Annotated in this window: 23 protein-coding genes; 9 read left to right on the top strand and 14 right to left on the bottom strand. The window is 73.7% G+C overall.

The window, feature by feature from the left end:
* Positions 1–8 precede the first annotated feature (8 nt).
* The 4 genes from ACNF49_RS43580 to ACNF49_RS43565 are packed head-to-tail and all read right to left on the bottom strand — an operon-like array spanning position 9 to position 8,417.
* Entirely contained in the window at positions 9–2,816 is a 2,808-nt protein-coding gene (locus ACNF49_RS43580) for an AfsR/SARP family transcriptional regulator (protein WP_482941384.1), read from the bottom strand.
* The gene (locus tag ACNF49_RS43575; protein WP_482941383.1) at positions 2,813–5,623 is read right to left on the bottom strand and encodes an AfsR/SARP family transcriptional regulator; all 2,811 of its coding nucleotides are present in this window, start codon (positions 5,621–5,623) and stop codon (positions 2,813–2,815) included. Before ACNF49_RS43575 ends, ACNF49_RS43580 begins: the two co-directional genes overlap by 4 nt.
* Positions 5,620–7,635, bottom strand: coding sequence for a tetratricopeptide repeat protein (locus ACNF49_RS43570; protein ID WP_482941382.1), 2,016 nt, complete (start codon positions 7,633–7,635; stop codon positions 5,620–5,622). The genes ACNF49_RS43575 and ACNF49_RS43570 overlap by 4 nt, the downstream gene beginning before the upstream one ends.
* Positions 7,521–8,417, bottom strand: coding sequence for an AfsR/SARP family transcriptional regulator (locus ACNF49_RS43565; protein WP_482941381.1), 897 nt, complete (start codon positions 8,415–8,417; stop codon positions 7,521–7,523). The genes ACNF49_RS43570 and ACNF49_RS43565 overlap by 115 nt, the downstream gene beginning before the upstream one ends.
* Before the next feature lie 454 nt (positions 8,418–8,871).
* On the opposite strand from ACNF49_RS43565, the gene ACNF49_RS43560 reads away from it, so the two are divergent.
* The 5 genes from ACNF49_RS43560 (at position 8,872) to ACNF49_RS43540 (ending at position 13,346) form a co-directional block, all read left to right on the top strand.
* The gene (locus ACNF49_RS43560; protein ID WP_357967491.1) at positions 8,872–10,155 is read left to right on the top strand and encodes a helix-turn-helix domain-containing protein; all 1,284 of its coding nucleotides are present in this window, start codon (positions 8,872–8,874) and stop codon (positions 10,153–10,155) included.
* Between the two features lie 44 nt (positions 10,156–10,199).
* The gene (locus ACNF49_RS43555; RefSeq protein ID WP_357967494.1) at positions 10,200–10,778 is read left to right on the top strand and encodes a copper resistance CopC family protein; all 579 of its coding nucleotides are present in this window, start codon (positions 10,200–10,202) and stop codon (positions 10,776–10,778) included.
* A complete protein-coding gene (locus ACNF49_RS43550; protein ID WP_482941380.1) occupies positions 10,775–11,923 on the top strand; it encodes a CopD family protein in 1,149 nt (382 codons plus the stop codon). The genes ACNF49_RS43555 and ACNF49_RS43550 overlap by 4 nt, the downstream gene beginning before the upstream one ends.
* On the top strand, positions 11,836–12,750 hold the full coding sequence (locus ACNF49_RS43545; protein ID WP_482941379.1) for a cytochrome c oxidase assembly protein: 915 nt from the start codon (positions 11,836–11,838) through the stop codon (positions 12,748–12,750). Before ACNF49_RS43550 ends, ACNF49_RS43545 begins: the two co-directional genes overlap by 88 nt.
* 206 nt (positions 12,751–12,956) lie before the next feature.
* A complete protein-coding gene (locus ACNF49_RS43540) occupies positions 12,957–13,346 on the top strand; it encodes a sensor histidine kinase (protein ID WP_357967499.1) in 390 nt (129 codons plus the stop codon).
* A gap of 13 nt (positions 13,347–13,359) precedes the next feature.
* Here ACNF49_RS43540 and map read toward each other — a convergent pair whose 3' ends face one another.
* The gene (map, locus tag ACNF49_RS43535) at positions 13,360–14,208 is read right to left on the bottom strand and encodes a type I methionyl aminopeptidase (protein ID WP_352353489.1); all 849 of its coding nucleotides are present in this window, start codon (positions 14,206–14,208) and stop codon (positions 13,360–13,362) included.
* Between the two features lie 32 nt (positions 14,209–14,240).
* Between map and ACNF49_RS43530 the strand changes: the two genes are divergently transcribed.
* Positions 14,241–14,417, top strand: coding sequence for a hypothetical protein (locus ACNF49_RS43530; protein ID WP_357700991.1), 177 nt, complete (start codon positions 14,241–14,243; stop codon positions 14,415–14,417).
* 7 nt (positions 14,418–14,424) lie between these two features.
* On the opposite strand, the gene ACNF49_RS43525 is transcribed toward ACNF49_RS43530, so the two are convergent.
* Both ACNF49_RS43525 and ACNF49_RS43520 read right to left on the bottom strand, forming a co-directional pair.
* Positions 14,425–15,072, bottom strand: coding sequence for a cyclase family protein (locus tag ACNF49_RS43525; protein WP_482941378.1), 648 nt, complete (start codon positions 15,070–15,072; stop codon positions 14,425–14,427).
* Positions 15,069–15,320 (bottom strand): CBU_0592 family membrane protein, encoded by a 252-nt coding sequence (locus tag ACNF49_RS43520; protein ID WP_357967506.1) that lies wholly within the window; start codon positions 15,318–15,320, stop codon positions 15,069–15,071. The genes ACNF49_RS43525 and ACNF49_RS43520 overlap by 4 nt, the downstream gene beginning before the upstream one ends.
* Positions 15,321–15,393: 73 nt before the next feature.
* On the opposite strand from ACNF49_RS43520, the gene ACNF49_RS43515 reads away from it, so the two are divergent.
* Positions 15,394–16,335, top strand: a complete 942-nt coding sequence (locus ACNF49_RS43515; RefSeq protein WP_357967508.1) for a LysR family transcriptional regulator — start codon at positions 15,394–15,396, stop codon at positions 16,333–16,335.
* A 56-nt stretch (positions 16,336–16,391) separates the two neighbouring features.
* On the opposite strand, the gene ACNF49_RS43510 is transcribed toward ACNF49_RS43515, so the two are convergent.
* Positions 16,392–16,970 carry a hypothetical protein gene (locus ACNF49_RS43510; protein ID WP_482941377.1) on the bottom strand — a complete coding sequence of 193 codons (579 nt, stop codon included), beginning with the start codon at positions 16,968–16,970 and terminating at the stop codon, positions 16,392–16,394.
* A gap of 103 nt (positions 16,971–17,073) precedes the next feature.
* Here ACNF49_RS43510 and npdG point away from each other — a divergent pair, with 103 nt between their 5' ends.
* Positions 17,074–17,727 carry an NADPH-dependent F420 reductase gene (gene npdG / locus ACNF49_RS43505; protein WP_357967513.1) on the top strand — a complete coding sequence of 218 codons (654 nt, stop codon included), beginning with the start codon at positions 17,074–17,076 and terminating at the stop codon, positions 17,725–17,727.
* On the opposite strand, the gene ACNF49_RS43500 is transcribed toward npdG, so the two are convergent.
* From ACNF49_RS43500 to ACNF49_RS43475, 6 genes are read right to left on the bottom strand one after another with little or no spacing between them, the layout of a single operon-like run.
* The gene (locus tag ACNF49_RS43500) at positions 17,724–18,329 is read right to left on the bottom strand and encodes a response regulator transcription factor (protein WP_482941376.1); all 606 of its coding nucleotides are present in this window, start codon (positions 18,327–18,329) and stop codon (positions 17,724–17,726) included. The genes npdG and ACNF49_RS43500 overlap by 4 nt on opposite strands.
* Entirely contained in the window at positions 18,326–19,417 is a 1,092-nt protein-coding gene (locus tag ACNF49_RS43495) for a sensor histidine kinase (RefSeq protein WP_482945663.1), read from the bottom strand. The genes ACNF49_RS43500 and ACNF49_RS43495 overlap by 4 nt, the downstream gene beginning before the upstream one ends.
* A 22-nt stretch (positions 19,418–19,439) precedes the next feature.
* Complete coding sequence (locus ACNF49_RS43490) at positions 19,440–20,159, bottom strand: ABC transporter permease (RefSeq protein ID WP_482941375.1); 720 nt, start codon at positions 20,157–20,159, stop codon at positions 19,440–19,442.
* A complete protein-coding gene (locus ACNF49_RS43485) occupies positions 20,156–21,037 on the bottom strand; it encodes an ABC transporter ATP-binding protein (protein ID WP_482941374.1) in 882 nt (293 codons plus the stop codon). The genes ACNF49_RS43490 and ACNF49_RS43485 overlap by 4 nt, the downstream gene beginning before the upstream one ends.
* A gap of 46 nt (positions 21,038–21,083) precedes the next feature.
* Complete coding sequence (locus ACNF49_RS43480) at positions 21,084–21,713, bottom strand: alpha/beta hydrolase (RefSeq protein ID WP_482941373.1); 630 nt, start codon at positions 21,711–21,713, stop codon at positions 21,084–21,086.
* The gene (locus ACNF49_RS43475) at positions 21,662–23,188 is read right to left on the bottom strand and encodes an aminotransferase-like domain-containing protein (RefSeq protein WP_482941372.1); all 1,527 of its coding nucleotides are present in this window, start codon (positions 23,186–23,188) and stop codon (positions 21,662–21,664) included. Before ACNF49_RS43475 ends, ACNF49_RS43480 begins: the two co-directional genes overlap by 52 nt.
* A gap of 60 nt (positions 23,189–23,248) precedes the next feature.
* On the opposite strand from ACNF49_RS43475, the gene ACNF49_RS43470 reads away from it, so the two are divergent.
* Positions 23,249–24,421 (top strand): trans-sulfuration enzyme family protein, encoded by a 1,173-nt coding sequence (locus tag ACNF49_RS43470; RefSeq protein WP_482941371.1) that lies wholly within the window; start codon positions 23,249–23,251, stop codon positions 24,419–24,421.
* Positions 24,422–24,464: the final 43 nt, after the last annotated feature.

Below are 24,464 nucleotides of genomic sequence, written 5' to 3'. Positions count from 1 at the left end.
CCAGCGGCTCAGCGGCCCTCCTCCGCTTCGAGGGCCTGCCGCTCCCCGGCGGCGCGCTCCAGCCAGGACGCGCTGTCCAGGGCGTGCCCGAGCGACTCGGCCTCACCCAGGCGTTCCCGCGCCGCCGCCCGACGGCCCATCAGCCGGTTGGCACGGGCGAGCAGGATCAGACATTGCAGCTCCAGGAGTCTGGTGCCGGCGGCGACGGCGAGGTCGAGCGCCAGTCCGAGCTGGGCGAGCCCGGCCTCCAGGTCACCGCGGTCGAGCTGGAGGCCGCCGAGTGCGCGACGCATGTGCCCTTCGAGCGCGGCGTCCCCGGCCCGGCCGGCCATGGCCGCCGCCTCCTCCAGAACCGGCGCCGCCTCCTCCAGACGTCCCAGGTGCTGGTAGGCGTTGCCGATCTGCAACAGGGCGTACCGCTCGCCGACCGCCGAGGAGATCTCCCTGGCGATCTCCCGCTGGGCCAGCCCGTGCAGAAGGCTCTGGTCGTACCTCTCGGCCTTCGCGTACGTGGCGGCCAGGCTGCCGTGGGCCCGCTGCTCGTTGAAGCGGTCCCGCAAGCGTCTGGCCAGGGTCAGGTGCCGGTCGAGGTGCTCCAGCGCGGCGGTGAGGTCGCCCTTGAAGTACTCGCCGGCTCCGGCCTGGCTGTGGGCGTGCATGGCGGTCTCGTCGTCGGCGAGGCGTGCGGCCACCGACAGCGCCTGGTTGCCGACGGAGATCAGATCGGCCACGCGGTAGGCCTTCTGCTGGGGCCACAACATGGCCAGGCCGATGGCGGCACCCGTACGGGCGATGTCGTCGTCCGGATCTGCCATGGCCTGGGCCGCGGCGGCCAGCAAGGTGGACTCCTCCTGCTCGATCCAGGCGTTCGCCTCACCGGCGTCCTGGAAGGTGCGGCCGGGACCGGCCACCGGCAGGTGCACCGAGTGGACCCGGTTGGGGTCCCCGATACGGCAGGCCGACCGCAGGCCGGCGGCGTAGTAATGGAAGATCCGCAGCAGCGGCGCCTTGCGCCCCTCAGCGGGGGCCAGCTCGCCGGCGAAGACCCGTACGAGGTCGTGCAGGTGGTAGCGGCCGCGCGCGTCCCGTTCGAGCAGGTTCGCGTCGCCGAGGCGGTCCAGCGCCTGCCCGGCCTCGCGCTCTGTGACGCCGGCCAGCCTCGCGGCCGCGTCCGCCGGGAGGTCGGGCAGGTGCACGAGCCCGAGCACGGCCAGCATGCGCGCGGCCGCCCGGTCGAGGGCGCGGTCGCTGCGCGTGAGATGGTTCCAGCTCGCCACCAGCCCGGACCGGACCGCGAGATCGCCCGCCTCCAGCTCCTGCAGCCTGGTCCGGGCGTCGGCGAGCCTGCCGGCCAGCTCGCCGACGCTCCAGTCCGGGCAGTCGGAAAGGCGCGCTCCGGCGATGCGCAGCGCCAGCGGCAGCCCGTCGCACAGGCGGATCAGCGACGCGGTACCGGTGGGGTCGGCGCCGACCCGGTCCTCCCCGGCCAGCCTGGCCAGCATCGTTCTCGCCTCGGCGGACGAGAGCCGGCCCAGACGGAGCCGGGCGAGATCGTCCTCCGCCTGCAACGTGTCCCTGCTGGTCACGAGGACGGAGACGCCGGCCGGCGCCGGCAGCAGCCAGCGGATCTGCTCCAGGTCGGCGGCGTCGTCCAGGAGCACGAGGAGCCTCTTGGACGCGGCCCTGGCCTGCCACAGGGCCGCCGCCTCGTCCAGGCCGGGCGGCACTTCCTCGTTGGGTGTGCCGATCGCGCGCAGGAGCCGGGCGACGATCTCCTGCGGGGTCAGCCGTGGCATGTTCGGAGTCCCGCCGCGGAGGTTGACGAACACCTGCCCGTCCGGGAAGCGGTGCCGTACGCCGTGCGCGACGTGCACGGCCAGCGCGGACTTGCCGGAGCCGGGCGCTCCCGAGATCACGGCCGGCGGCTGCGGCGGATCGACGTCACCGGGCGCGAGCAGGGCCCGCAGCCGGGCGATCTCGTGGGGCCTGCCGACGAAGCCGCCGAGGTCGCGCGGCAACTGCCTGGGGACCGGTCCCTCTGCCCCCGTGAGTTCGGCTTCTGCGCCCACCAGCGCGTACGCCTTCCGCAGATCCTCGCCGGGCCCGACACCCAGCTCGTCGGCCAGGATCCGGCGCGCCTCCTCATAGGCGCGCCGCGCCTCTTGCCGCCGCCCGCACGCGTCGAGCGCCAGCACGAGCAGCTCGTACGGATGCTCGCGCAGCGGATGCCGGGCGACCAGGGCCCTCAGCTCGGGGATGGCCTCGTCTGCGGCGCCGAGCCGGATCCGGGCCGCGGCCCGCCCTTCGACGGCGGTCACGTACAGCTCCTCCAGCCGGGCCCGCTCGGTCTCGGCGAACGGCCCCGGCACGTCGCCGAGCGCCGCCCCCCGCCACAGCCCCAGCGCCCGGTCGTAGCCGCGCAACGCCTCGGCCTGGGCGCCGGCCCCGGCCGATCCGCGGGCCGCCTCCGCCAGCCGGGCGAAGGCGATCGCGTCCACCCGGTCCGGCTCGATGAGTAACCGGTAGCCGCCCGCGGCACCCACGAGCAGGGCCGGCCGCGCGCCGGGGCCCCGGGCCGGTTCGATCGCGCGCCTGAGCCCCGCGATGTAGGTGTAGACGCTCTGCCGGGCGCTCATCGGCGGCTGTCCGCCCCACAGCCCCTCGATGAGCTGGTCCTTGGTGACCACCAGGCCGGGGGAGGCCGCGAGCATCACCAGGACCGCCTGTTGTCGCGGCGGCCCCGGATCGACCTGCTCGCCGTCGAGCACGCACGAGACCGGCCCGAGCAGACGCAGACCGAGCTCCGGCGCGCTCACGAGCCGCCCGCCGCGATCCTCGTCGCCGCCCGCACGGCGGCCTGCTCCTTCTCGGCCCGCTTCTCCCACAGGACGTAACCGAACTCCTTCGTCAGCCGCAGGGCCTGGTCGGCGTAGGACCCGGCGTCGTCGAGCCGGCCGAGGTCGCGGGAGGCCCGTGACATCGAGATGAGGGTGTCCACCTTGAACCGGTGGCCCATCGAGACGAGCACCGACAACGTGGCCCGTAGGTGCTCCAGGGCGAGCTCGGGTTCACCCAGCTCGATCAGGACCTCGCCGAGCACCAGGCGGGCCTGCGCCTGCTGGGTCTCGTCGCCCGCCTCGACGGCCAGATCAAGGGCCTCGCGCAGCGGCTCGTACGCCTCCTGGGGCCGTCCCAGGCCGAGCTGGCCCCTGCCCGTCATGAGGAGGGCGAACCGGATCCCGACCTGGACCCCGGCCTTCCGCGCCACGGCGAGCTGGCGCTCGGCGTAGGCCAGCGCCGGCTCGAACCGCTGTCGGGAGATGCAGAGGTTCGCGAGATTGCCGAGCGCGCGCAGCTCGCCGAAGGAGTCGCCGATCCGCACCGCGATCTCCAGCGCCGCCTCCAGGTGAGGCCCCGCCTGTTCCAGCCGGCCCGTCAGACGCAGGCCGTTGGCGATCTGGTCGTGCGCGGCGAGCGCTGCCCTCTCGTCGCCGAGCCGCTCGCACACTCCGAGTGCCAGGGTGTTGAGGTCGACCATCTCCTGGCCGGCATGCTCCCGCTGCTGTTGCCAGATGAGCGCGAAGGTCAGCGTCACGCCCAGCTCGGCGAGGTCGTCGTCCGGCGATTTCAGGGCCTGGACGGCCGCGGCGTTCAGGACCTGCCGCTCCTCCTCCAGCCAGTCCCGGGCCTGTACGGCGTCGGCGAACCGGCGCGCGGGCCCCTCGACGTGCCGGGCGAGCTGCACCCGGTGCGGGTCGACGGTGACGCTCGCCGACCGCGCCGACGCGGCCAGGTAGGCCAGCGCCCGCGTCAGCGGGCCCTTCGAGTCCGCGGGACGCAGTTCGCCGGCGAAGAGCCTGACGAGGTCGTGCACCTGGTAGCGCCCGCCGTCGGCCGGGTCGAGCAGGTGGGCGTCGGCCAGCCGGTGCAGGGCCCGCTCCGCCTCGTCCGTGGAGGTGCCGAGCAGCATGGCCATCAGGTCGGCCGTCATGTCGGGCACGTGCAGCAGCCCCACGAGCGGCAGGGTCCGCGCGGCCAGCCGGTCGAGCGGGCGGGAGCCGGTGGCCAGGCCGTGGTGGCTGCCCACGAGGCTGGAGCGCACGGCCAGGTCTCCGGCGGCCAGCTCGTGCAGCCGCCCGCGCTCGTCGATGAGCCGGTCGGCGAGCGCACCCACGCTCCACTCGGGATGGTCGGCCAGGCGCGCGCCGGCGATCCGCAGCGCGAGCGGCAGACCCTCGCACAGACTCACCAGGGTGGCGGTGTGCTCGGCGTCGGCCCCCACCCGCTGGGCGCCGGCCAGCCTGGTCAGCATGGCCGCGGCGTCAGAGGAGGACAGGCGGCGGAGCCGGAGCTGCACGCAGTCGTCCCCGGCGCTGAAGGACTCCCTGCTGGTCACGAGCACGGTGACACCCAGCGGCGTGCCCAGGAACGGCCTGATCTGCGCCAGACCGGCCGCGTTGTCCAGGAACACCAGCAGCCTCCTGCCGTGCAGCCTGCTGCGCCACATCGCCGCCGCCTCGTCCAGGTCGGCGGGGATGTCCCTGTTCGACACGCCGATGCCGCGCAGCAGCCGCCCGGCGATCTCGTGGGGCGGCAGCGGGGAGACGCCCGGCGTGCCGCCGCGCAGGCCGACGGCGAGCTGGCCGTCGGCGAACCGCTCCTCGACCCGGTGCGCCACGTGGACGGCCAGCGCCGACTTGCCCACACCGGGTGGCCCCGAGATCACCACGAACGGGTGCGGAGGGCCGTTCTCCGGCGCCAGCAAGGACCTCAGCCAGGCCGCCTCCTCGGATCTGCCGACGAACCCGATGAGATCGCGCGGCAATTGCCGGGGGACGACGGGACGGGCCGGCTCGACCTCGTCCGCGCCGCCGGACAGGACCTGCTTGTGGGCCGCGCTAAGGCCTTCGCCGGGCAGGACGCCGAGCTCCTCGTCCAGGATCCGCCTGGCGTCCTCGAACGCCTGCAGCGCCTCCGCCTGGCGGCCGTCGCCGTGCAGGGCCAGGACGAGCAGTTCGTGCAGGCGCTCGCGCAGCGGGTGGCGGCCGGCCAGCTCCCGCAGCGGGGCCACGGTCTCGCGGGCGCGGCCGAGCCGGACGAGGATCTCCGCGCGGGCCTCGGAGGCGGTAAGAAACAGCTCGTCCAGGCGGTTGCGCTCGGTCTCGGCGAACGGGCCCGTCAGGCCGCTCAGCGCCACCCCGTGCCACAGGGCCAGCGCCCGGTCGAGCAGGCGCAGCGCGTCGCCGTCGCCTTCGGGCCCGTGGGCGCCGGCCGCCTCCACCAGCTCGGCGAAGACGCAGGAGTCCACCCGGGCCGGATCGACCAGCAGCCGGTACCCGCCCGCCTCGCCGATCAGCACCGTGGACCGCTGGCCGGGTCTGCGGCCGGGGTCGAGCGCGCGCCGCAGCCCGGCAACGTACGTGTAGAGGCTCTGCTCGGCGCTGGGGGGCGGGCCCTCCCCCCACAGCCCCTCCACGAGCTGCCCCATGGTCACGACGCGGTTCGGGGGAGAGGCCAGCATCGCGATGACCGCCCGCTGTCGCGCGGGCCCCAGGTCGATCTCCGCACCGCCGAGCACCCCGGTCACCGGGCCGAGCAGGCGGATGCCGATGCCGTCGATCATGCGAGCCTCGCGCGGGCCTCGTGCACGGCGGCCTGCTCTTCCCTGGCCTCCGTCTCCCACTCCGCCAGCCCGTCCGCGCCGGCCACCGCCTCGGTGACGTGGGCGAGCGCCAGGTCGAGCTTGCCCATGGCCCGGTACGTGCGAGACAGCCCGACCAGGTCGCGCAGCCGTCCCACCCGGTAACCGGCCCGCTCGATCAGCTCCAGGGCGATGAGGTAGTGGGGCAGGGCGTGTTCCGGCTCGCCCAGATCCAGGTGCACCCGGCCGAGCACCGCGCGCACCTGCGCCTGGTGCGTCTTGTCGCCCACCTGCTCGGCCTCGGTCAGGGCCAGGGCCAGGATCTTGCGGGCCTCCTGCGCCCGGCCGAGGGCCAGGTGGGCCTCGCCGATGATGAGCATGGCGTACCGGGCGCCGACCCGGGCGCCGATCAGGTCGGCGATCGCGAGCTGCTGTTCGGCGAAGACGATCGCCTGCTCGTACTGGTCGCCGTTGAAGTACGCGTTGGCGAGGTTGCCCAGCGCGCGCTGCTCGGAGAAGGTGTCGCCGAGCCGCCTGGCGATGGCCAGCTCGGCGCGCAGGTGCTCGACGGCCTCCTCGATACGTCCCCGCATGCGCAGGGCGTTGGCGAGCAGGCCGTGGGCGTGCATGGTGTTCTCCACGTCGCCGAGCCGTTCGCACACCCTCAGGGCCATCGAGCTGAGCTCGGCCATCTCCAGCGTCCGATAGCTGCGCTGGTAGGGCCATTCCAGGGCGAGTGTGAGCGCCACGCCCATCGCCGCGACGTCGTTGTCCCCGGCGGCGAGCGCCTGGCGGGCCGCCGCCGTCAGGACGCCCTCCTCCTCCAGCAGCCAGGCCGTCGCCTCCTCCCGGTCGGTCACCACGTGAGCGGCCGTCCCGGGAGCGGTGCCGCGCTGGACGCGGTGCGGGTCGATGACGCCGCTGGCCAGCCGCGTGGAGGCCGCGTAGTACGCGAGCGCGCGCAGCACCGGTTTCTTGGCGTCGCGCGGCCGCAGCTCGCCCGCGAACAGCCGGACGAGGTCGTGGAGCTGGTAGTGGCCGGTCCGGGAGCGGTCGAGCAGGTGCGCGTCGGTCAGCCGTTCCAGGGCCAGGTCGGCTTCGACGGGGTCGGCGCCGAGCAGCGCCGCGGCGGCCTCGGCGGTGATCTCGGGCACGTGCAGCAGGCCCAGCAGGGACAGCGTGCGGGCGGCCACCCGGTCGAGGGGACGGGGGCTGCGTTCGAGCGCCGTGAAGCTGGCTGCCAGGCTGGAGCGCACGGCCAGGTCCCCGGCCACGAGCTCGTGCAGCCGTCGCCGCTCGTCGCCCAGGCGGCCGGCCATCGCGGCGACGCTCCAGTCGGGGCGGCTGGCCAGGCGGGCCCCTGCGATGCGCAGTGCCAGGGGCAGGCCCTCGCAGAGCCGTACGAGCTCGGCCGTGTCACCGGCGCCGGCCCGCACGCGCTCCTCCCCGGCCAGCCCGGCCAGCATCGCGGCCGACTCGTCGGGGGACATCCGGCCGAGTTCGAGCTGGTAGGAGTCCTCGCCCCAGGGCATGCTCTCGCGGCTGGTGACCAGCAGCGCGGTGCCGAAGGGGGTGGACAGCAGCGGGCGGATCTGCGCCAGGTCAGCGGCGTCGTCCAGCAGGACGAGGACCTTGCGGCCGTGCAGGAGGCTGCGCCACATCGCCGCCGCCTCGTCCGGGTCGGCGGGCACGGCGGCGGCCGCCACGCCCAACCCGCGCAGGAACCGGCCGAGCACGTCGAGCGCGGTCAGCGCGGGCAGCTCCGGTGTCGCGCCGCGGCAGTTCACGAAGAGCTGACCGTCGGGGAAACGGTCCTGGACCAGGTGGGCGACCTGGGCGGCGAGCGTGGACTTCCCGACGCCCGGCGGCCCGGAGACGATCACCAGCGGGGTCGGCGGACGCCCGCCGCCGGGGGACAGCCGCCTCTCCAGCTCGCCCAGCTCGCGCGACCTGCCCACGAACCCCGCCAGGTGGCGCGGGAGCTGGTGCGGCACCTCGGCGCCCCGCCAGGGAGCGGGCCCCCGCGCAGCACCAGCTCGTGGCACGTGCGCAGCCCCTCGCCCGGCGTCAGGCCGAGCTCCTCCAGGAGCAGCAGCCGGCCCTCCTCGTAGACCTCCAGCGCCTCGGCCTGGCGGCCCGACTGGTAGAGGGCCAGCATGAGCAGCTCGCGGGTGCGTTCGCGCAGCGGGTGGCGGGCGGTCAGGTCGCGCAGGTCCTCGGTGATCTCGTGGTGACGGCCCAGACGCAGCAGGCTCTCCGAGCGCTGCTCCAGGGCCGTCAGCCGTAACAGCTCAAGACGGGAACGTTCCCGCTCGGCGAACGGGCCGGTCAGGCCGCTCAGCGCGGGGCCGCGCCACAGCGCCAGGGCCTCGTCCAGCAGGCGTACGGCCCGGCGGTCGTCGCCGTCGCCCTGGCACGCCCGGGCTTCGTCGAGCCGCGTGGCGAAGCAGAGCGAGTCGACCTGCGCGGGGCCGACGTGTAAGACGTATCCGGCGCCCGTGCCCGATAACAGCCGCGACGGGGCGCGCCGCCCGCGGTCGGGCTCGAAGGCGCGGCGCAGGCCGGCGACGTAGGTGTAGACGCTCTGCTCGGCGTTGCGCGGCGGCTCGTCGCCCCACATGCCGTCGACGAGCTGGCGCACGGAGACGGGCCGGGCGGCGGCCGAGGCGAGGATGGCGAGGGTGGCCCGCTGCCGGGCCGGGCCGGAATCGAGGGGCCGGCTGCCGCGTTCGGCGTGAACGGCGCCGAGAAGGCGAATGTAGATGTCGTCGCTCACGCGTCCTCCCCGGTACGGCCCCGCTTCCCCCTCATCAAGGCAGCGTAGTCAGAATCCGGTGGCGGCGAAGCGGTCCGACGACTGTAGATCGAATGTAGACGGCGGCAGGTACGCTCTGGGCCAGATGTCGGAAGAGGGGGCACATCGACGGGGTTGGGACGCCGTTGTCCCATGCAGTTGGCTTGTGCCTGAAAGGCTTGGGTGCGGTGCAAGTCTCAGAGGCGCGTCATGCACCCCCTCTTGATGAAGTCAGCCGGCTAGCAGCAGTGCGCTTGGTCCTGGCCTGAGTAGATTGCAGACGTTTCGGCACTTGCGGCCGTAACATGGCCTCCAACAGCCACCGCCGCGATGAGCACGGTGGCTAGCGCAGACAGGGCAATACGCATACGCATGGGGGGTTCTCCCTCGCCTATGTGGGGTTGCTCGGACTTCATCATCTCAGGGAGCAACGACTGTGACCACATCTGACCTGGTCGGACTCCGCATCAAGACCGTTCGGCGACAGCGCGGCCTGTCACAGGCACAGCTGGCGCACCCAGAGTTGTCGGACAGCTACGTCTCCTTGATCGAGAGTGGCAAGCGTACCCCTACCCCTGCGGTCTTGGAGCTGCTGGCGCAGAAACTTGACTGTTCGCTGTCCTACCTGATCAACGGCGTGACCGCCGAGCAGATGGAGGACATCGAGCTGGCGCTCGGCTACGCGCGCCTGGCGCTCGAGAACGGTGAAGTCGCCGAGGCCCGCACGCGCTACACCGAGCTGCTGGCGAACAACAACCTGACAGGGTTGACGGCGCTTCGTCAAGACACCGAGTTCGGGCTCGCGCTCGCCACACAGGCCAGCGGCGACCTCGACGGCGCCATCGCCATCCTGCTGCGGCTCCGCGAGGAGGAGCTGTCGACCGAGCGCCGGATCGAGATCGCCATCAACCTGTGCCGCAGCTACCGCGAGAGCGAGCGGCTCACCGAGGCGGTCGAGGTCGCAGAACGGATTCTCAACGCCTCCGTGCGGCCCGTCTGGAACGATCTGCTGGTGGAGCTGGGCGGCAGCCTGCTGGCGGCGTACATGGAGCGCGGCGACCTGCTGCGGGCCCGCCAGTTCGCCGCCGAGCTGCTGAACGCCGCCGACGCCCTCGGCACGCCGCGCTCGATCGTGGCCGCCAACTGGATGGCCTCCAACACCGCGGCGGCCACCGGCCACACCGAGGAGGCGCTGTCCTTCTCCGAGCGGGCCATGGCCGTGCAGCTCGAGCACGGGCAGCCGCGCAGCATCGCGATCATGCGCCTCGCGCTCACGCAGAAGCGGCTCAAGGCCCGCCCGCACGAGGCGGCCGCCGCGCGTGACGTGCTGCGCCAGGCCGTCGTCGAGCACGAGCAGACCTCGACCAGCCCCATCGAGCGCGCCCGCGTCCGGATCGAGCTCGGCGTCGCCGAGGCCATGACCGGCAACCTCGACGAGGCCGTCGAGCAGGCCAAGGCGGGCAAGGACCTGCTGCCGTACGCGGGGTCGGCGCTCGGCGCCGAGGCCGACCTGCTGCTCAGCAGGGTCTACGGCGGGGTCGGCCGGACAGAGGAGGCCCGTGCTCACGTGGTCCCCGTGCGCGACTGGCTGACGCCGCTGCCCGACTCGCGGCGCTCGGCGTCCACCTGGTACGCCACCGCCGAGACGATGGAGCAGCTGGGCGACTCCGAGGGCGCCGTGGACGCCTACCAGCGGGCTCTCGCCTGCGCGGGGCTGTAGCGAGGTCAGGACCGGGCGGTGGCGTCGGTAGCCTTGGTGATGCCATGAAGAGTTCCCCGCTCGCGGCACTCACCGCGATTCTCGCCGCCCTGTTCGTGCTCGGCTCCGCCACGCCGGCGCTGGCCCACGACTCACTCAAGAGCAGCGACCCGGCCAAGGGCGCCGAGGTCGAGGCCCTCGACGAGGTCAGGCTGGAGTTCACCGCCAAGGTGCGCATGCCGTTCGTCATCGTCCGGGGCGCGGGCGAGGCCGTCTTCCAGGAGGGCAAGCCCGAGGTCGACGGCGCGGTGGTGCGGCAGGCGGTCAAGGGGCCGCTGCCGGGCGGGAAGTACACCCTCGCCTACCGGGTCGTCTCCTCCGACGGCCATCCGATCGAGGGCGAGATCCCCTTCACGGTCAAGGCCGCGCCGGCGCCCTCCCCGAGCGCGACGGCCACCGACGCGGCGACGGCCGCGCCCTCCACCGCCGCCCCCGCTCCCTCCACCGCTCCGGCAGCTCCCGCGGCCGAGCAGGTCGCGGCCGAGCAGGGGACCGGCTTCCCGACCTGGCTGGTCATCGTGATCGGCGCGCTGGTCGGCATCGGCATCGGGTTCCTGTTCAGCGCGCGGAAGAAGAAGCCATGAGCAGAACGGCGCGTCTCGCGCTCGCGGGTGCGGTGGCGGCGGTCGCCGCCCTGGTGATCGGCATGATCGCCGGTGGCAGGGCCTTCCCCAGGATCATCCCCGGGCTGCCCGACGCCGGGGCGGTGGTCAGGTGGGGCCTGCCGGTGTCCAAGCTGCTGATGGACGTCACCGGCGTGCTCACCGTCGGCCTGCTGCTCACGGCGGCCCTGCTGCTGCCCAACGACAAGGGCATGCTCGGCAAGCCGGGCCTGCTCTACGTGCGGGCCTCGTCCTGGACGGCGCTCGGGTGGGCCGGCTCGGCGTTCCTGGCCATCGTGTTCACCACGGCCGACTCCTGGGGCCGTACGGTCCCGCAGATCCTCAACAGGGAATACCTGACCAGCACCGCCACCCAGACCACCCAGGGCGTGGCGCTCACGCTGGTGGTGCTGTTCGGGGTGGCCATCGCGCTGTTCTCGCGCGGCGCGATCACCGCCGGAGCCGCGGCCGGCCTGCTGGTGTTCGCGCTGGTGACGATGTTGCCGCCGCCGCTGACCGGCCACACCTCCTCCTCGCCCAACCACGACCTGGCCACCTCGGCGGTCTCGCTGCACCTGCTCGCGCTCGCCCTGTGGGTGGGCGGCCTGGTCGTGCTGGCAGCGCACGCGATGCGCGGGCAGCCGCAGCTCACCGTGGCCGCCGCCCGGTTCTCCGCGATGGCGCTGTGGTGCTTCGTCGCGGTCGGCCTGTCCGGCGTGTTCAGCCTGGTCGCCCGGCTCGGCGCGCTGTCCGACCTGTGGACCACCCAGTACGGCCTGCTGGCCCTGGCCAAGATCGTCGCCTTCGTGCTGCTCGGCTACGTCGGCTACTGGCACCGGCAGCGCACGCTCGTCGACCTGGAGGCGGGCCGGCCCAGGGCGTTCACCCGGCTGGCCGGCGGCGAGACGCTGCTCATGCTGGCCACCGTCGGGCTGGCCGTCGCGCTGTCGCGCACGCCGCCCCCGAGTTCAGCGTGCCCGCCGACCGGGCCTTCGAGCTGCTCGGCTTCCCCGTCCCGCCGGAGATCACGCTCGCGAACGTGTTCTCGCTGTGGTGGTTCGACCTGTTCTTCGCCGCGGTGGCCGCCATGCTCGCCGGGCTCTACGGCGCCGGCGTCCACCGGCTGATGCGGCGCGGCGACTCCTGGCCGTGGGGGCGCACCGCCGCCTGGTTCATCGGCATCGCGCTGCTGGTGTTCGCCACCCAGAGCGGCCTGGCCCGCTACGCCAAGGTCCTGTTCGACGTGCACATGATCGAGCACATGACGCTGTCCATGATCGTGCCGATCTTCCTGGTCCTCGGCGGCCCGGTCACGCTGGCGCTGCGGGCGCTCAAGCCGGCGGCCAGGCGGGGCGACAGGGGCCCCCGGGAGTGGATCACCACGATCCTGCACAGCCGGGTGGTCAAGGTCATGTCCCATCCGGTCGTGGCGACGGCCATCTTCATCGGCTCCACGTACGCCCTCTACTTCACGCCGCTGTTCGAGTCGGCCATGCAGGAGCATCTGGGGCACATCTGGATGACGCTCCACTTCCTGCTCAGCGGCTCGCTGTTCTTCTGGGTGATCATCGGCGTCGACCCGGGCCCGAGCCGGCTGCCGTACGTCGGCAGGCTGCTGATGCTCTTCGTCACCATGCCCTTCCACGCCTTCTTCGGCATCGCGCTGATGATGACCGGCTCGGTGATCGCCGCCGGCTGGTACGAGCCGCTCGGCCGTACGTGGGGCGACAACCTCCTGCAGACCCAGCAGGACGGCGGGGCCATCGCGTGGGGCTTCGGCGAGATCCCGACGCTGCTCGTGCTGCTGGCCATCGCGGCCCAGTGGTACCGCGACGACGAACGGCAGGCCCGCCGCGCCGACCGCAAGGCCGACCGGGGCGGCGCACGCGACACCGAACTCGACTCCTACAACGACTACCTCGCCCGTCTCAACCGTGCTGACAAGGGCGAGTAGCGGTTCGGCCATGGCACCCTATCCTCCGCTCACAGGTCTCAGGAGCGCCGGGTAGCCTGTCTCACAGGGGAGAAGGGCATAACCTCATCAGCTAGCGTGCGCAGACCTTGAGGGGGGATTGCGCGACGCGTGCGGGGCGCCGGAGTGGGGACCGGCGCGAGCCCGGGGTGCCGAGGAAGGCGAGACCATTGGCGGAAGAGACACGCATGCGCGGGGGGCAGAGCCTGGCCGAGGCGCTCGAAGGCCTCCTGGCGCAATGGTCCGAGCGGACGGGGATCGCCGTCGAGACCTGGGCGCTGCCCGGCACCGACGTGCCCTCGCGGGTGTCGGGCGGTGTCATGGAGACGATGCGCGAGGCGCTGTCCAACGTCGAGCGCCACAGCCGGGCCCGTACGGTCGCGGTGGCGGTGACCACGGGCCCGAGCGGCCTGCGCCTGACGGTCAGCGACGACGGTCACGGTTTCCCCGATGGCGAGACCGGCGGCGGGATCGCGCGGATGCGGGCCGCGTTCGCCGAGCTCGGCGGCAGCCTGTCGGTCAACAGCGTGCCCGGCGAGGGCACGACGGTGAGCGGGGCGATCCCCAGGCGACGCTGACGGCCGGGGCCGGTCAGGGGAGGGTCAGGATCTCGCTGCCCGTCTCGGTGACCACGATGGTGTGCTCGAACTGGGCCGTGCGCTTGCGGTCCTTGGTCACCGCGGTCCACTTGTCGGGCCAGATGTCGTAGTCGATCGTGCCCAGCGTGAGCATCGGCTCGATGGTGAACGTCATGCCCGGCACCAGCTCCACCCGCAGCGACGGGTCGTCGTAGTGGGGGACCATGAGGCCGGAGTGGAAGCTCGTGCCGATGCCGTGGCCGGTGAAGTCGCGCACGACGCCGTAGCCGAAGCGCTTGGCGTACGCCTCGATGACGCGGCCGACCACGTTGAGCTGGCGGCCGGGGGCGACCGCCCTGATGGCCCGCATCATGGCCTCGCGGGTGCGCTCGACCAGCAGTCGCGACTCCTCGTCGACCTCGCCCACCAGGTAGGTGGCGTCGGTGTCGCCGTGGACGCCGCCGATGTAGGCGGTGATGTCGATGTTGACGATGTCGCCGTCGCGCAGCACGGTGTCGTCGGGGATGCCGTGGCAGATGACCTCGTTGATCGAGGTGCACAGCGACTTGGGATAGCCCTTGTAACCCAGCGTGCTGGGGTAGGCGCCGTGGTCGATGAGGAACTCGTGGCCGATGCGGTCGAGCTCGTCGGTGGTGACGCCCGGGGCGATGTGCCGGCCGACCTCCTCAAGGGCCTGCGCGGCGATGCGGCCGGCCACGCGCATGCGCTCGATGATCTCGGGGGTCTTCACGTCGGACTCGCCGGTCGTGGGGCGCTTCTTGCCGACGTACTCCGGCCGCTCGATGTGGGCGGGGACCTTCCGGACGGGCGAGACTCGCCCGGGCTGGAGCAGTGTCGTCATGAAACACGAGTCTACGGGGCAGAATTGACCATGTGAGCGAAGGCCAGTGGTGGTTCTGTCTCAAGCACATGCGGGTCGAGCCCGAACAAGGCTGCCCCAACAAGGACCGGATGGGTCCCTACGCCTCGGAGCAGGAGGCGGCGGGCGCGTTGCAGCGCGCCGCCGACCGCAACAAGGCGTGGGACGAGGCCGAGCAGGAGGACGAGTAGCGCCCGCCTACGGCACCACGGCGTAGGCCCGTACGGGAAAGGTGCCCATGCCCGCGATCATCGGGGGCGCGGCATGGAACCTGAACCCCTCCCCGGGCAGCGCCGACAACCCCGTCAGGTGCTCGACGATCGGGATCCCCGCCCTCAGCAGGATCGTGTGGGCGGGGCGTTCGCCGTGCGGCGGGGTGTCGTCGATGTTGAGCGAGTCGATGCCGACCAGTGCCGCGCCCTGCTCGGCCAGCCACGCCGCCGACTCCGGCGCCAGGTACGGGTGGTCGCGGAAGTAGGCGTCGGTGCCGAAGTGGCGGTCGAAGCCCGTGTGGATCAGCACGGCCCGGCCGCGTACGTCGAGCGCGGTGTCGAGCACCACCTCGCGGCCGTCCGCCGAGGCCGGCACGACCAGGCCGGGCAGGTCGGCCAGCCTGCTCAGCGGCACCTGCGCCAGGTCCCGGCCGCCGGCGTAGCGGTGGTGCGGGGTGTCCAGGTAGGTGCCGGTGTTGGCGGCCAGCGTGATCACGCCGATCTCGAACTCGGTGCCCGGGGCGTAGACCTCGCGTGAGTCCGCCCTGCTCAGGTGGGTGCCCAGCGTCGGCCCCGGGACGCCCGGATAGGTGGTCATGCCCTCGGTGATGCGGTGGCTGAGTTCGACGATCATTTGGCTGCTCCCACCCGGACGAGTCTGACGAGGGCCACCGTGCCGATGGCGGCCCACACGAGGTTCAGCCCGGTCGAGGGCCAGGCGGCGTTGTAGGCGCTGTTGACCATGAGTCCGAGCGCGCCGAACAGGTTGACGAGCTGGTACGCCGCGCCGTCGCCGGACAGCCGCGCGGACGAGACCAGGGCGTACCCGGCCAGCAGCAGGGCGGCTCCGGCCCAGCCGACGGCGTCGAGGAGGAGATCCATGGCCGATATTCTCTGGATTTTTGGCCTTAAAGCACAAATAAAGAAAGCTAAAGGTAGACGTAAGCTGACCTGCATGGATATTGATCCTCGACGCCTGCGCGTCCTGCACGAGGTCGCCCGCCGCGGCGGCGTGATGCGCGCGGCCGAGGCGCTGTTCCTCACCCCCTCCGCGGTCTCCCAGCAGCTCGCCCAGCTCGAACGAGAGGTCGGGCTGGCGCTCATCGACCGTTCGCAGCGCCGCGTCTCGCTCACCCCGGCGGGACGCGTGCTCGCCGGGTACGCCGAGCGGGTCGAGGAGGAGCTGAGCGAGGCCAGGAAGGAGCTGACCAGGTTCACCGAACGCCTGGCCGGGCCGGTGCGGATCGCCGCCTTCCCCACGGCCATCAAGCACATGCTGGTGCCCGCGATGCGCGCACTGGCCGAGCGCCACCCCCGCATCACCCCGGTCATCCACGAGGTCTACGGCCAGCCCGCCCTCCAGGAGCTGCGCCTGGGCGCCGTCGACCTGCTCATCACCGAGCAGGACATGAGCCTGCCGGTCCCGGCGCAGCCGTCGCTGACCGTCCGGCCGCTGCACGTGGACGAGTTCCGGGTCGTGCTGCCGCCGGACTGGCCCGAGCCGGCGTCGACGGCCGACCTGATGCGCCTGCCCTGGGTGGCCGCCGAGCCGGACCAGGCGTGCGGGCAGGCGCTCGACCGGCTCGCCGGGATCCACGGCGTCGAGCCGCGCAGGACGCACGTCGTCACCGACTTCTCGCCGGTGCTCGCGCTGGTGGCCGCCGGGCACGGGGTGGCGATCGTGCCCGCGCTGGCCCTGCTCGACGTGCCGGAGGGCGAGGTGCGGGTGAGCGAGGTGCGGGAGGTGGGGGCGCGCCGGCTGGACGCGGTCACCCGGGTGAGCAGGACGCGGTCGGGCGAGCCGGACCCCGTGCAGGCGGTGGTGATCGGCGCCATCGAGGAGGCCACCGAGAGCCTGCGGGCCGCACTCGGCCCCCGCCTCGCCGCCCAGCCCTGACCCGCGGCCGCACTCGGCTCCCGCCTCGCCGCCCAGCCCTGACCCGCGGCCGCGCCCTACTCCGACAGGCGGGGGCCGCTGACCTTCTCCAGCAGGCGGGCCAGGCGCTCGCGCAGCCCCGCCCGCCGCTCGGCCTCGCCGGCCGCCGCGCTGACGAGGTGCTGGGCGCCGTCGAAGGTGATCAGCCCGGTGGCCGGCACGGCGATGGCGTCGTGGGCCAGCCCGCTCAGCTCGGAGTCGGCGCCCTCGATCGCCAGGATGGTCGCCCCGGTGCGGCGGGCGTCGTCGACGCGTTCCAGCAGCGGGACGGGCGCCGCCTGCTCCGACAGCACGAACAGGGTCTCGCCGCGGCCCGCCCTTTGCAGGCGGTCGAGCCCGACGCGCAGGTGGGCGGGGGCGTCGGCGGGCGGCGACCAGCGGATCAGGGTGGGGGCGAGCTGCGGCAGGCCGGAGAACTTCGCCTCGTCGCTGAGGTGGGCGGTGACGTGCCAGGGTTCGTCGTCGGGAGGGCCGACGAGCAGCAGGCCGCCGGGCGAGCGGGTGGTCCGCAGGGCCAGGCCCAGCTCGCGGGTGCGTTCGAGCCAGCCGGTCGTGGCCAGGAGCTCGCGCAGGAATGCCACCGAACCTGAGTCCATGCCTCCATGGTGCACGAGGAGCGTGGCGGAGGTGGCCCGTTCGGGGCCGGGTGCCCGCCCCCGGCCTGCGTCCCGGGCGGCCGGGGCTGGCATGATCGGAGCCATGACAGATGTGAACGGGCTTTCCATCGCGATCCTCGGCGGCACCGGCGACCAGGGGAAGGGGCTGGCGCGGCGGTTCGCGCTGGCCGGGCACACGGTGCTGATCGGCTCGCGCAGCGCCGAGCGGGCCCAGGAGGCGGCCGGGTCGATCGGCTCGGGCGCGCGGGGCGGGGCCAACGCCGACGTGGCGGCCGAGGCCGACGTCGTGATCGTGGCGGTGCCGTACGAGGGGCACAAGGCGCTGCTGGAGTCGTTGCGCGCCGAGCTGGCCGGGAAGATCGTGGTCGACTGCGTCAACCCGCTCGGCTTCGACAAGCAGGGCGCCTACGCGCTGCCGGTGGCGGAGGGCAGCGCCGCCCAGCAGGCCGCCGCGGTGCTCACCGAGAGCCGGGTCGTGGCCGCCTTCCACCACGTGTCGGCCGTGCTGCTGATGGACCCGGCCGTGGAGAAGGTCGACCTCGACGTGCTGGTGCTCGGCGACGACCGCGAGGCCACCGACACCGTGCAGGCGCTGGCCGAGCTGATCCCGGGGGTGCGCGGCGTCTACGGCGGCCGGCTGCGCAACGCCCACCAGGTCGAGGCGCTGACCGCCAACCTCATCTCGATCAACCGGCGCTACAAGGCCCACGCCGGGCTGCGCGTCACCGACGTCTAGAGCCAGCCCGCGTCCTCGGCGACGCGGACGGCGTCGATCTTGTTGCGGGCGCCCGTCTTGGTGATCGCGGCCGTGAGGTAGTTGCGCACCGTGCCCGGCGACAGGTGCAGGCGGGCGGCGATCTCCTCGGCGGTCGCGCCCCTGGCGGACTGCCGGAGCACGGTCGTCTCGCGGGGGGTGAGCGGGCTCTCGCCGTACTCCATGGCCGAGGAGACCAGCTCGCTCTCCAGCACGCGCAGGCCGGCCGCGGTGCGCCTGATGGCCTCGGCCAGGCGGTCGCCCGGCGCGTCCTTGACCAGGAACGCCTCGATGCCCGCGGCCAGCGCCCGGCGCAGGTGGCCGGGCTGCCCCATGGCCGTGAGCACCAGGATCCGGCAGGACGGGAGCCGTTCGCGCAGTTCGGCGGCGGCGGTGATGCCGTCGGTCACCGGCAGGTCGATGTCCACGACCGCCACGTCGGGCCGGACGTCGAGGGCCACCGGCACGATCTCGTCGCCGCGGACGACCTCCGCCACCACCTCGATGTCCGGCTCCAGCCGGAGCAGGGCGGTGAGCGCGGCGCGGATCATGTGCATGTCCTCGGCCAGCAGCACCCGGATCACGCCGGGACCTCCATGGTCAGCAGGAAGCCGCCGCCGTCCGTGGGGGCGGCGGCGCACGTGCCGCCCGCCTGGGAGGCCCGTTCGGCGAGCCCCGTCAGGCCACCGCTGTGCTCGCCGCCGTACTCACCGCCGGCCGCGCCGTCGTTGGCCACCTCCAGGCGGACCCGGCCGTCCCGCAGCGACGTGGTGATCGTGCAGGTGGTGGCCCTGCTGTGGCGCAGGACGTTGGTGACCGCCTCGCGCACCCCCCACGCCAGCGCCTCCTCGGCCCGCCTGGGCAGCGGCACGTCGGCCAGGTGCGCCTGGCAGCTCACCCCCGACGACTCCAGCAGCGCGGCCGCGCGGTCGGTCTCGCCGCTCAGCGACATCGCGCGGTAGCCGCGGGCCACGTGGCGGACGTCCTGGGCGGCCTCGCGGGCGACGCGTACCAGCTCGCCCACCTCGCCGCGGGCGGAGGCGGGGTCGAGGTCCATCAGGCGGGCGGCCAGGTCGCCCTTGAGCGCGATGGCGGTGAGGCTGCGGCCCAGGCCGTCGTGCAGGTCGCGGGAGATGCGCAGGCGTTCCTTGAGCACGGCCGCGTCGGCCAGCTCGGCCTTGGCCTCCTCCAGCTCGGCGGCGACGCGGACGAGCCGGACCAGGACGTAGATCATCGAGCCGGTGATGGGGATGGCGATCACGTAGAACAGGGTGACCACGGCGTACTGGGCGCCGATCCACATGGTGGCGCCCTCGTACAGCATCATGAGGACGACCAGCGGCACGGCCCAGCGCAGCGCCAGGAACACCAGCAGGGTCCCGGCCAGCAGCGGGGCGGCGATCGACGACCAGCCGCTCGGCAGCATGTAGTCGCCCGCGTAGGTGACGACGGCCTGCAGCGGCAGCGTGGCCGGGAACAGCGGCGGGCGCCCGCCGCGCAGGGCGGCCCGCATGTTGACGTAGTGGATGGAGACGACGGCGACCGTCACGGCCGCCGCCAGCAGCCCGATCGCCGGGCCGCCCATGAAGTAGAGCAGCCCGATGAGCGAATAGACGACCGAGACGCCCGTGATGAGCACGCGCGCGAGCCTCTGCGCCGAGGACGAGACCATCACAGCAGCGATTATGTCCGACTCAGGACCGGCGCGGCTCCCAGCGGAACCACAACCCGATCGCCACCACGCCCACCACCGCCCAACCGGCCAGGACGAGCGCCGGCACGAGCGCCTCCCCGGTCTTCACCGCGTGCACCACGGCCGACGTGGGCAGCAGGTCCAGCACCGGACGCAGCCACGAAGGCAGCGGGATCGGCCCCATCGCGCCCGCCGACACCGCGGCGACCAGGAACACCGGCATGGCGAACGCCCCGGCCAGCTCGCTGCGCGGGATCACCGCCGTGTACGCGGCCCCCAGCAGCGCCATGACGGCCGAGCCCGCGGCCGTCATGGCGGCGAACAGCAGCGGGTCGTCCGGCAGCGGCACCCCGGCGGCGAACCGCACGGCCACCGCGCACAGCACGATCACCAGGAAGGTCTGCGTGGCCGTGCCGGCGACCTGGCCGGCCAGGATCTGCGCGTCGGTCAGCAGCCCGGCCCGCAGCCGCTTGAGCACGAGCTGGTCGCGCCGGTTGGTCAGGGCGACCGCGATGTTCATGAACGCGGTCAGCGCCAGCACGATCGCCAGCGAGCTCTGGAACGCCGCGGTGGCGAGGGCCACCCCGCCCGAGGTGACCTGGCGCGTCAGCGCGGGCATGCCCACGGTCAGCCCGACCGGGGTGATCACCGAGGCGGCCAGCATGGCCCTGTCGCGCCAGAACAGGCGGGTGCCGAGACGGTAGGTGGCGGTCAGGCTCATCGGGCGCTCCTGGGCAGGTCGAGGAAGAGGTCTTCGAGGGTGGCCGCGCGGACCTCCAGGCCGGTCAGCCGCAGCCCGCGGCCGGCCGCCCAGGTCAGCAGCGTCTGCGCGGCCAGGTCGGGGTCCCCGGCCCGGCAGACGGCGGTGCCGCCGTCCACGGTGACCGGCAGCGGCAGGTCGTCCGCGGCGACCCCGGCGGGCAGCCGGAACGTCACCCGTCCGCCCCGCGCGGCCAGCGTCTCGGCCATGCCGCCCGCCGCGACGATCTCGCCCCTGTCCATGATCGCCATGGACGAGGCCAGGCGCTGGGCCTCCTCCAGGTAGTGGGTGGTGAGCAGGATCGTGGTGCCGCGCGCGGCCAGGCCGGCGACGACCTCCCACGTGTTCGCGCGGGCCTCGGGGTCCATGCCGGTCGTGGGCTCGTCCAGGAACAGCACGTCGGGGCGGCCGAGCAGGGCGAGCGCCAGGTCGAGCCGGCGCTTCTCGCCGCCGGACAGCTGGCGCACCCTGGTCCCGGCCTTGTCCGTCAGGCCGGCCAGGTCGAGCGCCTCCCCGGCCGGACGCGGCGCGGGGGTGAAGTCGCGCCAGACCGCGACCGTCTGGGCGACCGTCAGGTCGGGGAAGAACCCGGCCTCCTGGAGCATGATGCCGACGCGCTGCCGTACGGCCGCGCGGTCGGACCAGGGGTCGAGGCCGGCGACCCGTACGGTGCCGCCGTCCGGCCGCTGGAAGCCGGCCAGCACCTCGACCGTGGTGGTCTTGCCCGCGCCGTTGCGGCCGAGGAGGGCGAAGATCTCGCCCTCGCCCACCCGGAACGTCACGCCTCTCACCGCCGCGAATGTCCCGTGGTTCTTCCTGAGCTCGTTCACCTCGATCATGTGTCCGACTATGGCCGGACGGGTCAGGGGGCCGACAGTGAAGAATTCACGACTTCCTGGACAGCTTCAGCAGCGCGTCCGTGACCCCCTCCGGATCGATCACCTGGTGCAGGTGGAGGCCGGGCAGCCGGGTCACCGGCCAGCCGCGCCCGGCCGCGTCGCGGGCCACCTCCTCGTACGGCGGCCCGAACCACAGGCACGAGCACCTGACCGCGTCCCAGCCCGCGGGCACGGGGACGGGCTGCGTGTAGTAGTCGAGGGGCAGCCGCGGCTGCTCGCCCGTCACCAGCACCCGCTGGGCGGGGTCGGGGAGCATGGCCACGATGTCCTCCTCGTCCCACCAGTCGGTCCAGCGCGGCAGCACGCCGTCGGGGCCCGCCAGGCCGCGCAGGAACGGCAGGAAGCCCTCCTCGGCGGTCCTGACCAGCCCCTGGGACGGCGGCACGTGCGCGTCGGCGAACACGCAGGCCACCACCCGGTCGCCCAGCCCCTCCTTGATCACCGGCACGAAGAACCCGGCGTTGCTGTGCGCCACCAGCACGAGCGGCCCGTCGGAGGGGACGGCCGCGCGCACCGCGGCGACCACGCGCGGCCAGTACGGCGCCCCGCCGGCGGACACGCCGGTCAGGTCGGGGACGACGGCCGCCCGGCCGCGCCGCCCCAGCGACTCGGCCACCGGAGCCCACGTCGCGGGCCCGACGGAAGGGCTGTGCACCAGCACGAAGGTCGTTTCCATGGCCCCCACCCTGTCAGACGACGAGGGCGTGCCGGGAGACGGGTTTCCCGGCGCCGTCGTAGGCCGCCCAGGCGGCCGCGAGATCGGACACCGCCCGCGACAGCTCCTCCTCGGGGAACAGGAAGTGCAGGCGCAGATGGCCGGCGTGGCCGCCCAGCGGGTCGAAGGAGCCGCCCGGCGGCACCGCGCGGCAGGCGCACCCAGACGGTCTGGCCGCCCTGGGCCGGCTCGAACGTCCAGGACGGCAGGCGTGCCCGCAGCTCGGCGCACAGGTGGTCGTGCCGCCGGCGCAGGGCGCGTACGCGGGCCTCGCGCACCTCGTCCAGGCGGCGCAGCAGCGCGACGGCGGCGAGCTGGCTGAAGACCTCGCCGCCGAGGTCGTGCACGGCCCGCAGCCTGGACAGCCGCGAGACCAGCGGCGCCGCCGCGCGGATCCAGCCCACCCGCAGCCCGCCCCACACCAGCTTGCTCAGCGAGCCGACGGTGACGACCCGCTCGCCGCCGCCGAAGGCCGCCACCGGCGCCGGCGTCCCGCCCGAGAAGCACAGCTCGGCGCAGACCTCGTCGTCGACCAGCGGCACGTCGTGCCCCGCGGCCAGGGCGGCCAGCCGCCTGCGGCCCGCGTCGTCCATGACCGCGCCGTCGGGGTTGCGCGCGGTGGGCACGCTGTAGACCAGCGCCGGCCGCTCGCGCACCGCCCGCCGCGCCTGGTCGTCGCCCAGGTCGCCGCTGAGATCCACGGGCTTGACGACGGCCGCCGCGTGCCGGAACACCTCCAGCGCCCCCGGGTACGTCGGCGACTCGGTCAGCACGGTGTCGCCCGGCGCCACCAGCAGCCCGGCCAGCAGCGTGAGCGCCTGCTGCGCGCCCGTCGTCACCATGATCTGGTCCGCCGTGGTGGGCAGGCCGCGCGCGCCGTAGTAGCCCGCCAGCGCCTCCCGGAGGGCGGGGTCGCCCGCCGGGTGGTAGCCCAGGTCGCGCAGGCCGGCCAGCCGCGCCCCCGCCTCCTGGTACGCCTCGAACAGCGCCGGCGGCGGGTCGTCCGGCGCCGCGCAGGTCAGCAGCCGCACGCCGTCGGGGTTGTGCAGGAGGTTCAGCATCAGCGGGTTGGCCGCCACGCCGTCGGCCGTCCTGGTGGCCGGCGGGTCGCCCGGCGCGACGCGGGTGCCGCTGCCCTGGCGGCGGGTCACCCGGCCCTCCTGCTGGAGCAGCTCGTAGGCGGCGACCACCGTGCCGCGGCCGACCGCGAGCCGGCCGGCCAGCACCCGGTCGGGCGGCAGTCGTTCGCCGGGCGGCAGCACGCCGTCGTCGACGAGCGCCCGCAGCCGGGCGGCGAGCAGCAGGTAGAGCGGCCCGCGGCCGGAGGCCCACCGGCCCAGCAGGTGGACGAGGTCATCGGGATTGGCCCTATTCATGGACCAATTCTCCGGTATTGGCTCTGCACTCGGGCCCTAATGCAGGGGATATTCGATGACATGAGTGATTTTCGCCCTGAGACGCGTGCCGTACACCTGCCGCAGCCCCCGGTCGAGGGCAGCCGGCCGATCGGCATGCCCATCTACCAGAGCGCCGGGTTCGCCTTCGACGACCCCGAGCTGATGGGCGTGGCGATGACCCGCCCCGACGACGCCTTCGTCTACGGCCGTGACACCAACCCCACCGTGCGCGCCCTGGAGCTGGCGGTGTCCGGCCTGGAGGGCGGCGCCGCCGCGCTGGCCGCCGCCTCCGGCATGGGCGCGATCAACACCGTGCTGCTCACCCTGCTCAAGCCCGGCGACCACCTGATCGCCCAGCGCTCCCTGTACGGCGGCACCGCCACGATGCTCAACGACCTGGCCGGCAGGTTCGGCATCGCCGTCACCCACGTGCCCGAGAACGACCCCGCCGCGCTGCGCGCCGCCGTCCGGCCCGAGACGCGGCTGGTCTACCTGGAGACCATCAGCAACCCGATGGGGCTGGTCGCCGACCTGCCCGCGATGTGCGCCATGGCCCGCGAGCTGGGCGTCCTGTCGGTGGTGGACAACACCTTCGCCACGCCCGTGCTCTGCCGCCCCCTTGAGCACGGCGCCGACGTCGTCGTGCACTCCGCCACCAAGTACCTGTCCGGCCACGGTGACGTGATCGGCGGCATCGCCGTCTTCGCCGACCCCGACCTGTACGGCAGGGTCTGGCACTTCGCCACCGAGCTGGGGGCCGCGGCCGCGCCCTTCACGGCCTGGCTGACGCTGCGCGGGATCCAGACGCTGCCGCTGCGCATGGAACGCCACTGCGCCAACGCCGACCTGCTGGCCCGCCGGATCGCCGAGCACCCCGCCGTGTCGGCCGTCCACTGGCCGGGGCTGCCCGCGCATCCGTCGTACGAGCTGGCCGCCAAGCTGCTGCCCGCCTTCGGCGGCGTCTTCTCCTTCGAGCTGGCCGGCGGCCGGGCGGCGGGGGAGGCGTTCATGCGGTCCGTACGGCTGGCGCGCATCGCCCCCTCGCTCGGCGGCGTCGAGACCCGCGTCATGCAGCCCGCCACCACCTCCCACCGCTTCCTCGGCCCCGAGGACCTGGCCAGGCACGGCGTGAGCGAGGGCATGGTGCGCGTGGCCGTGGGCATCGAGCATCCCGAGGACCTGTGGGCAGACGTGGCGCAGGCGCTCGGATAGCGTCGTCCCATGCCCGCCGATCGCGGGCGCACGACCGAAGGAG

It is taken from the genome of Actinomadura sp. ATCC 39365 (genome assembly GCF_054392275.1).
The sequence above is the reverse complement of the archived record's forward strand: the minus strand, read 5'-3'. Positions and strand labels throughout refer to the sequence as shown.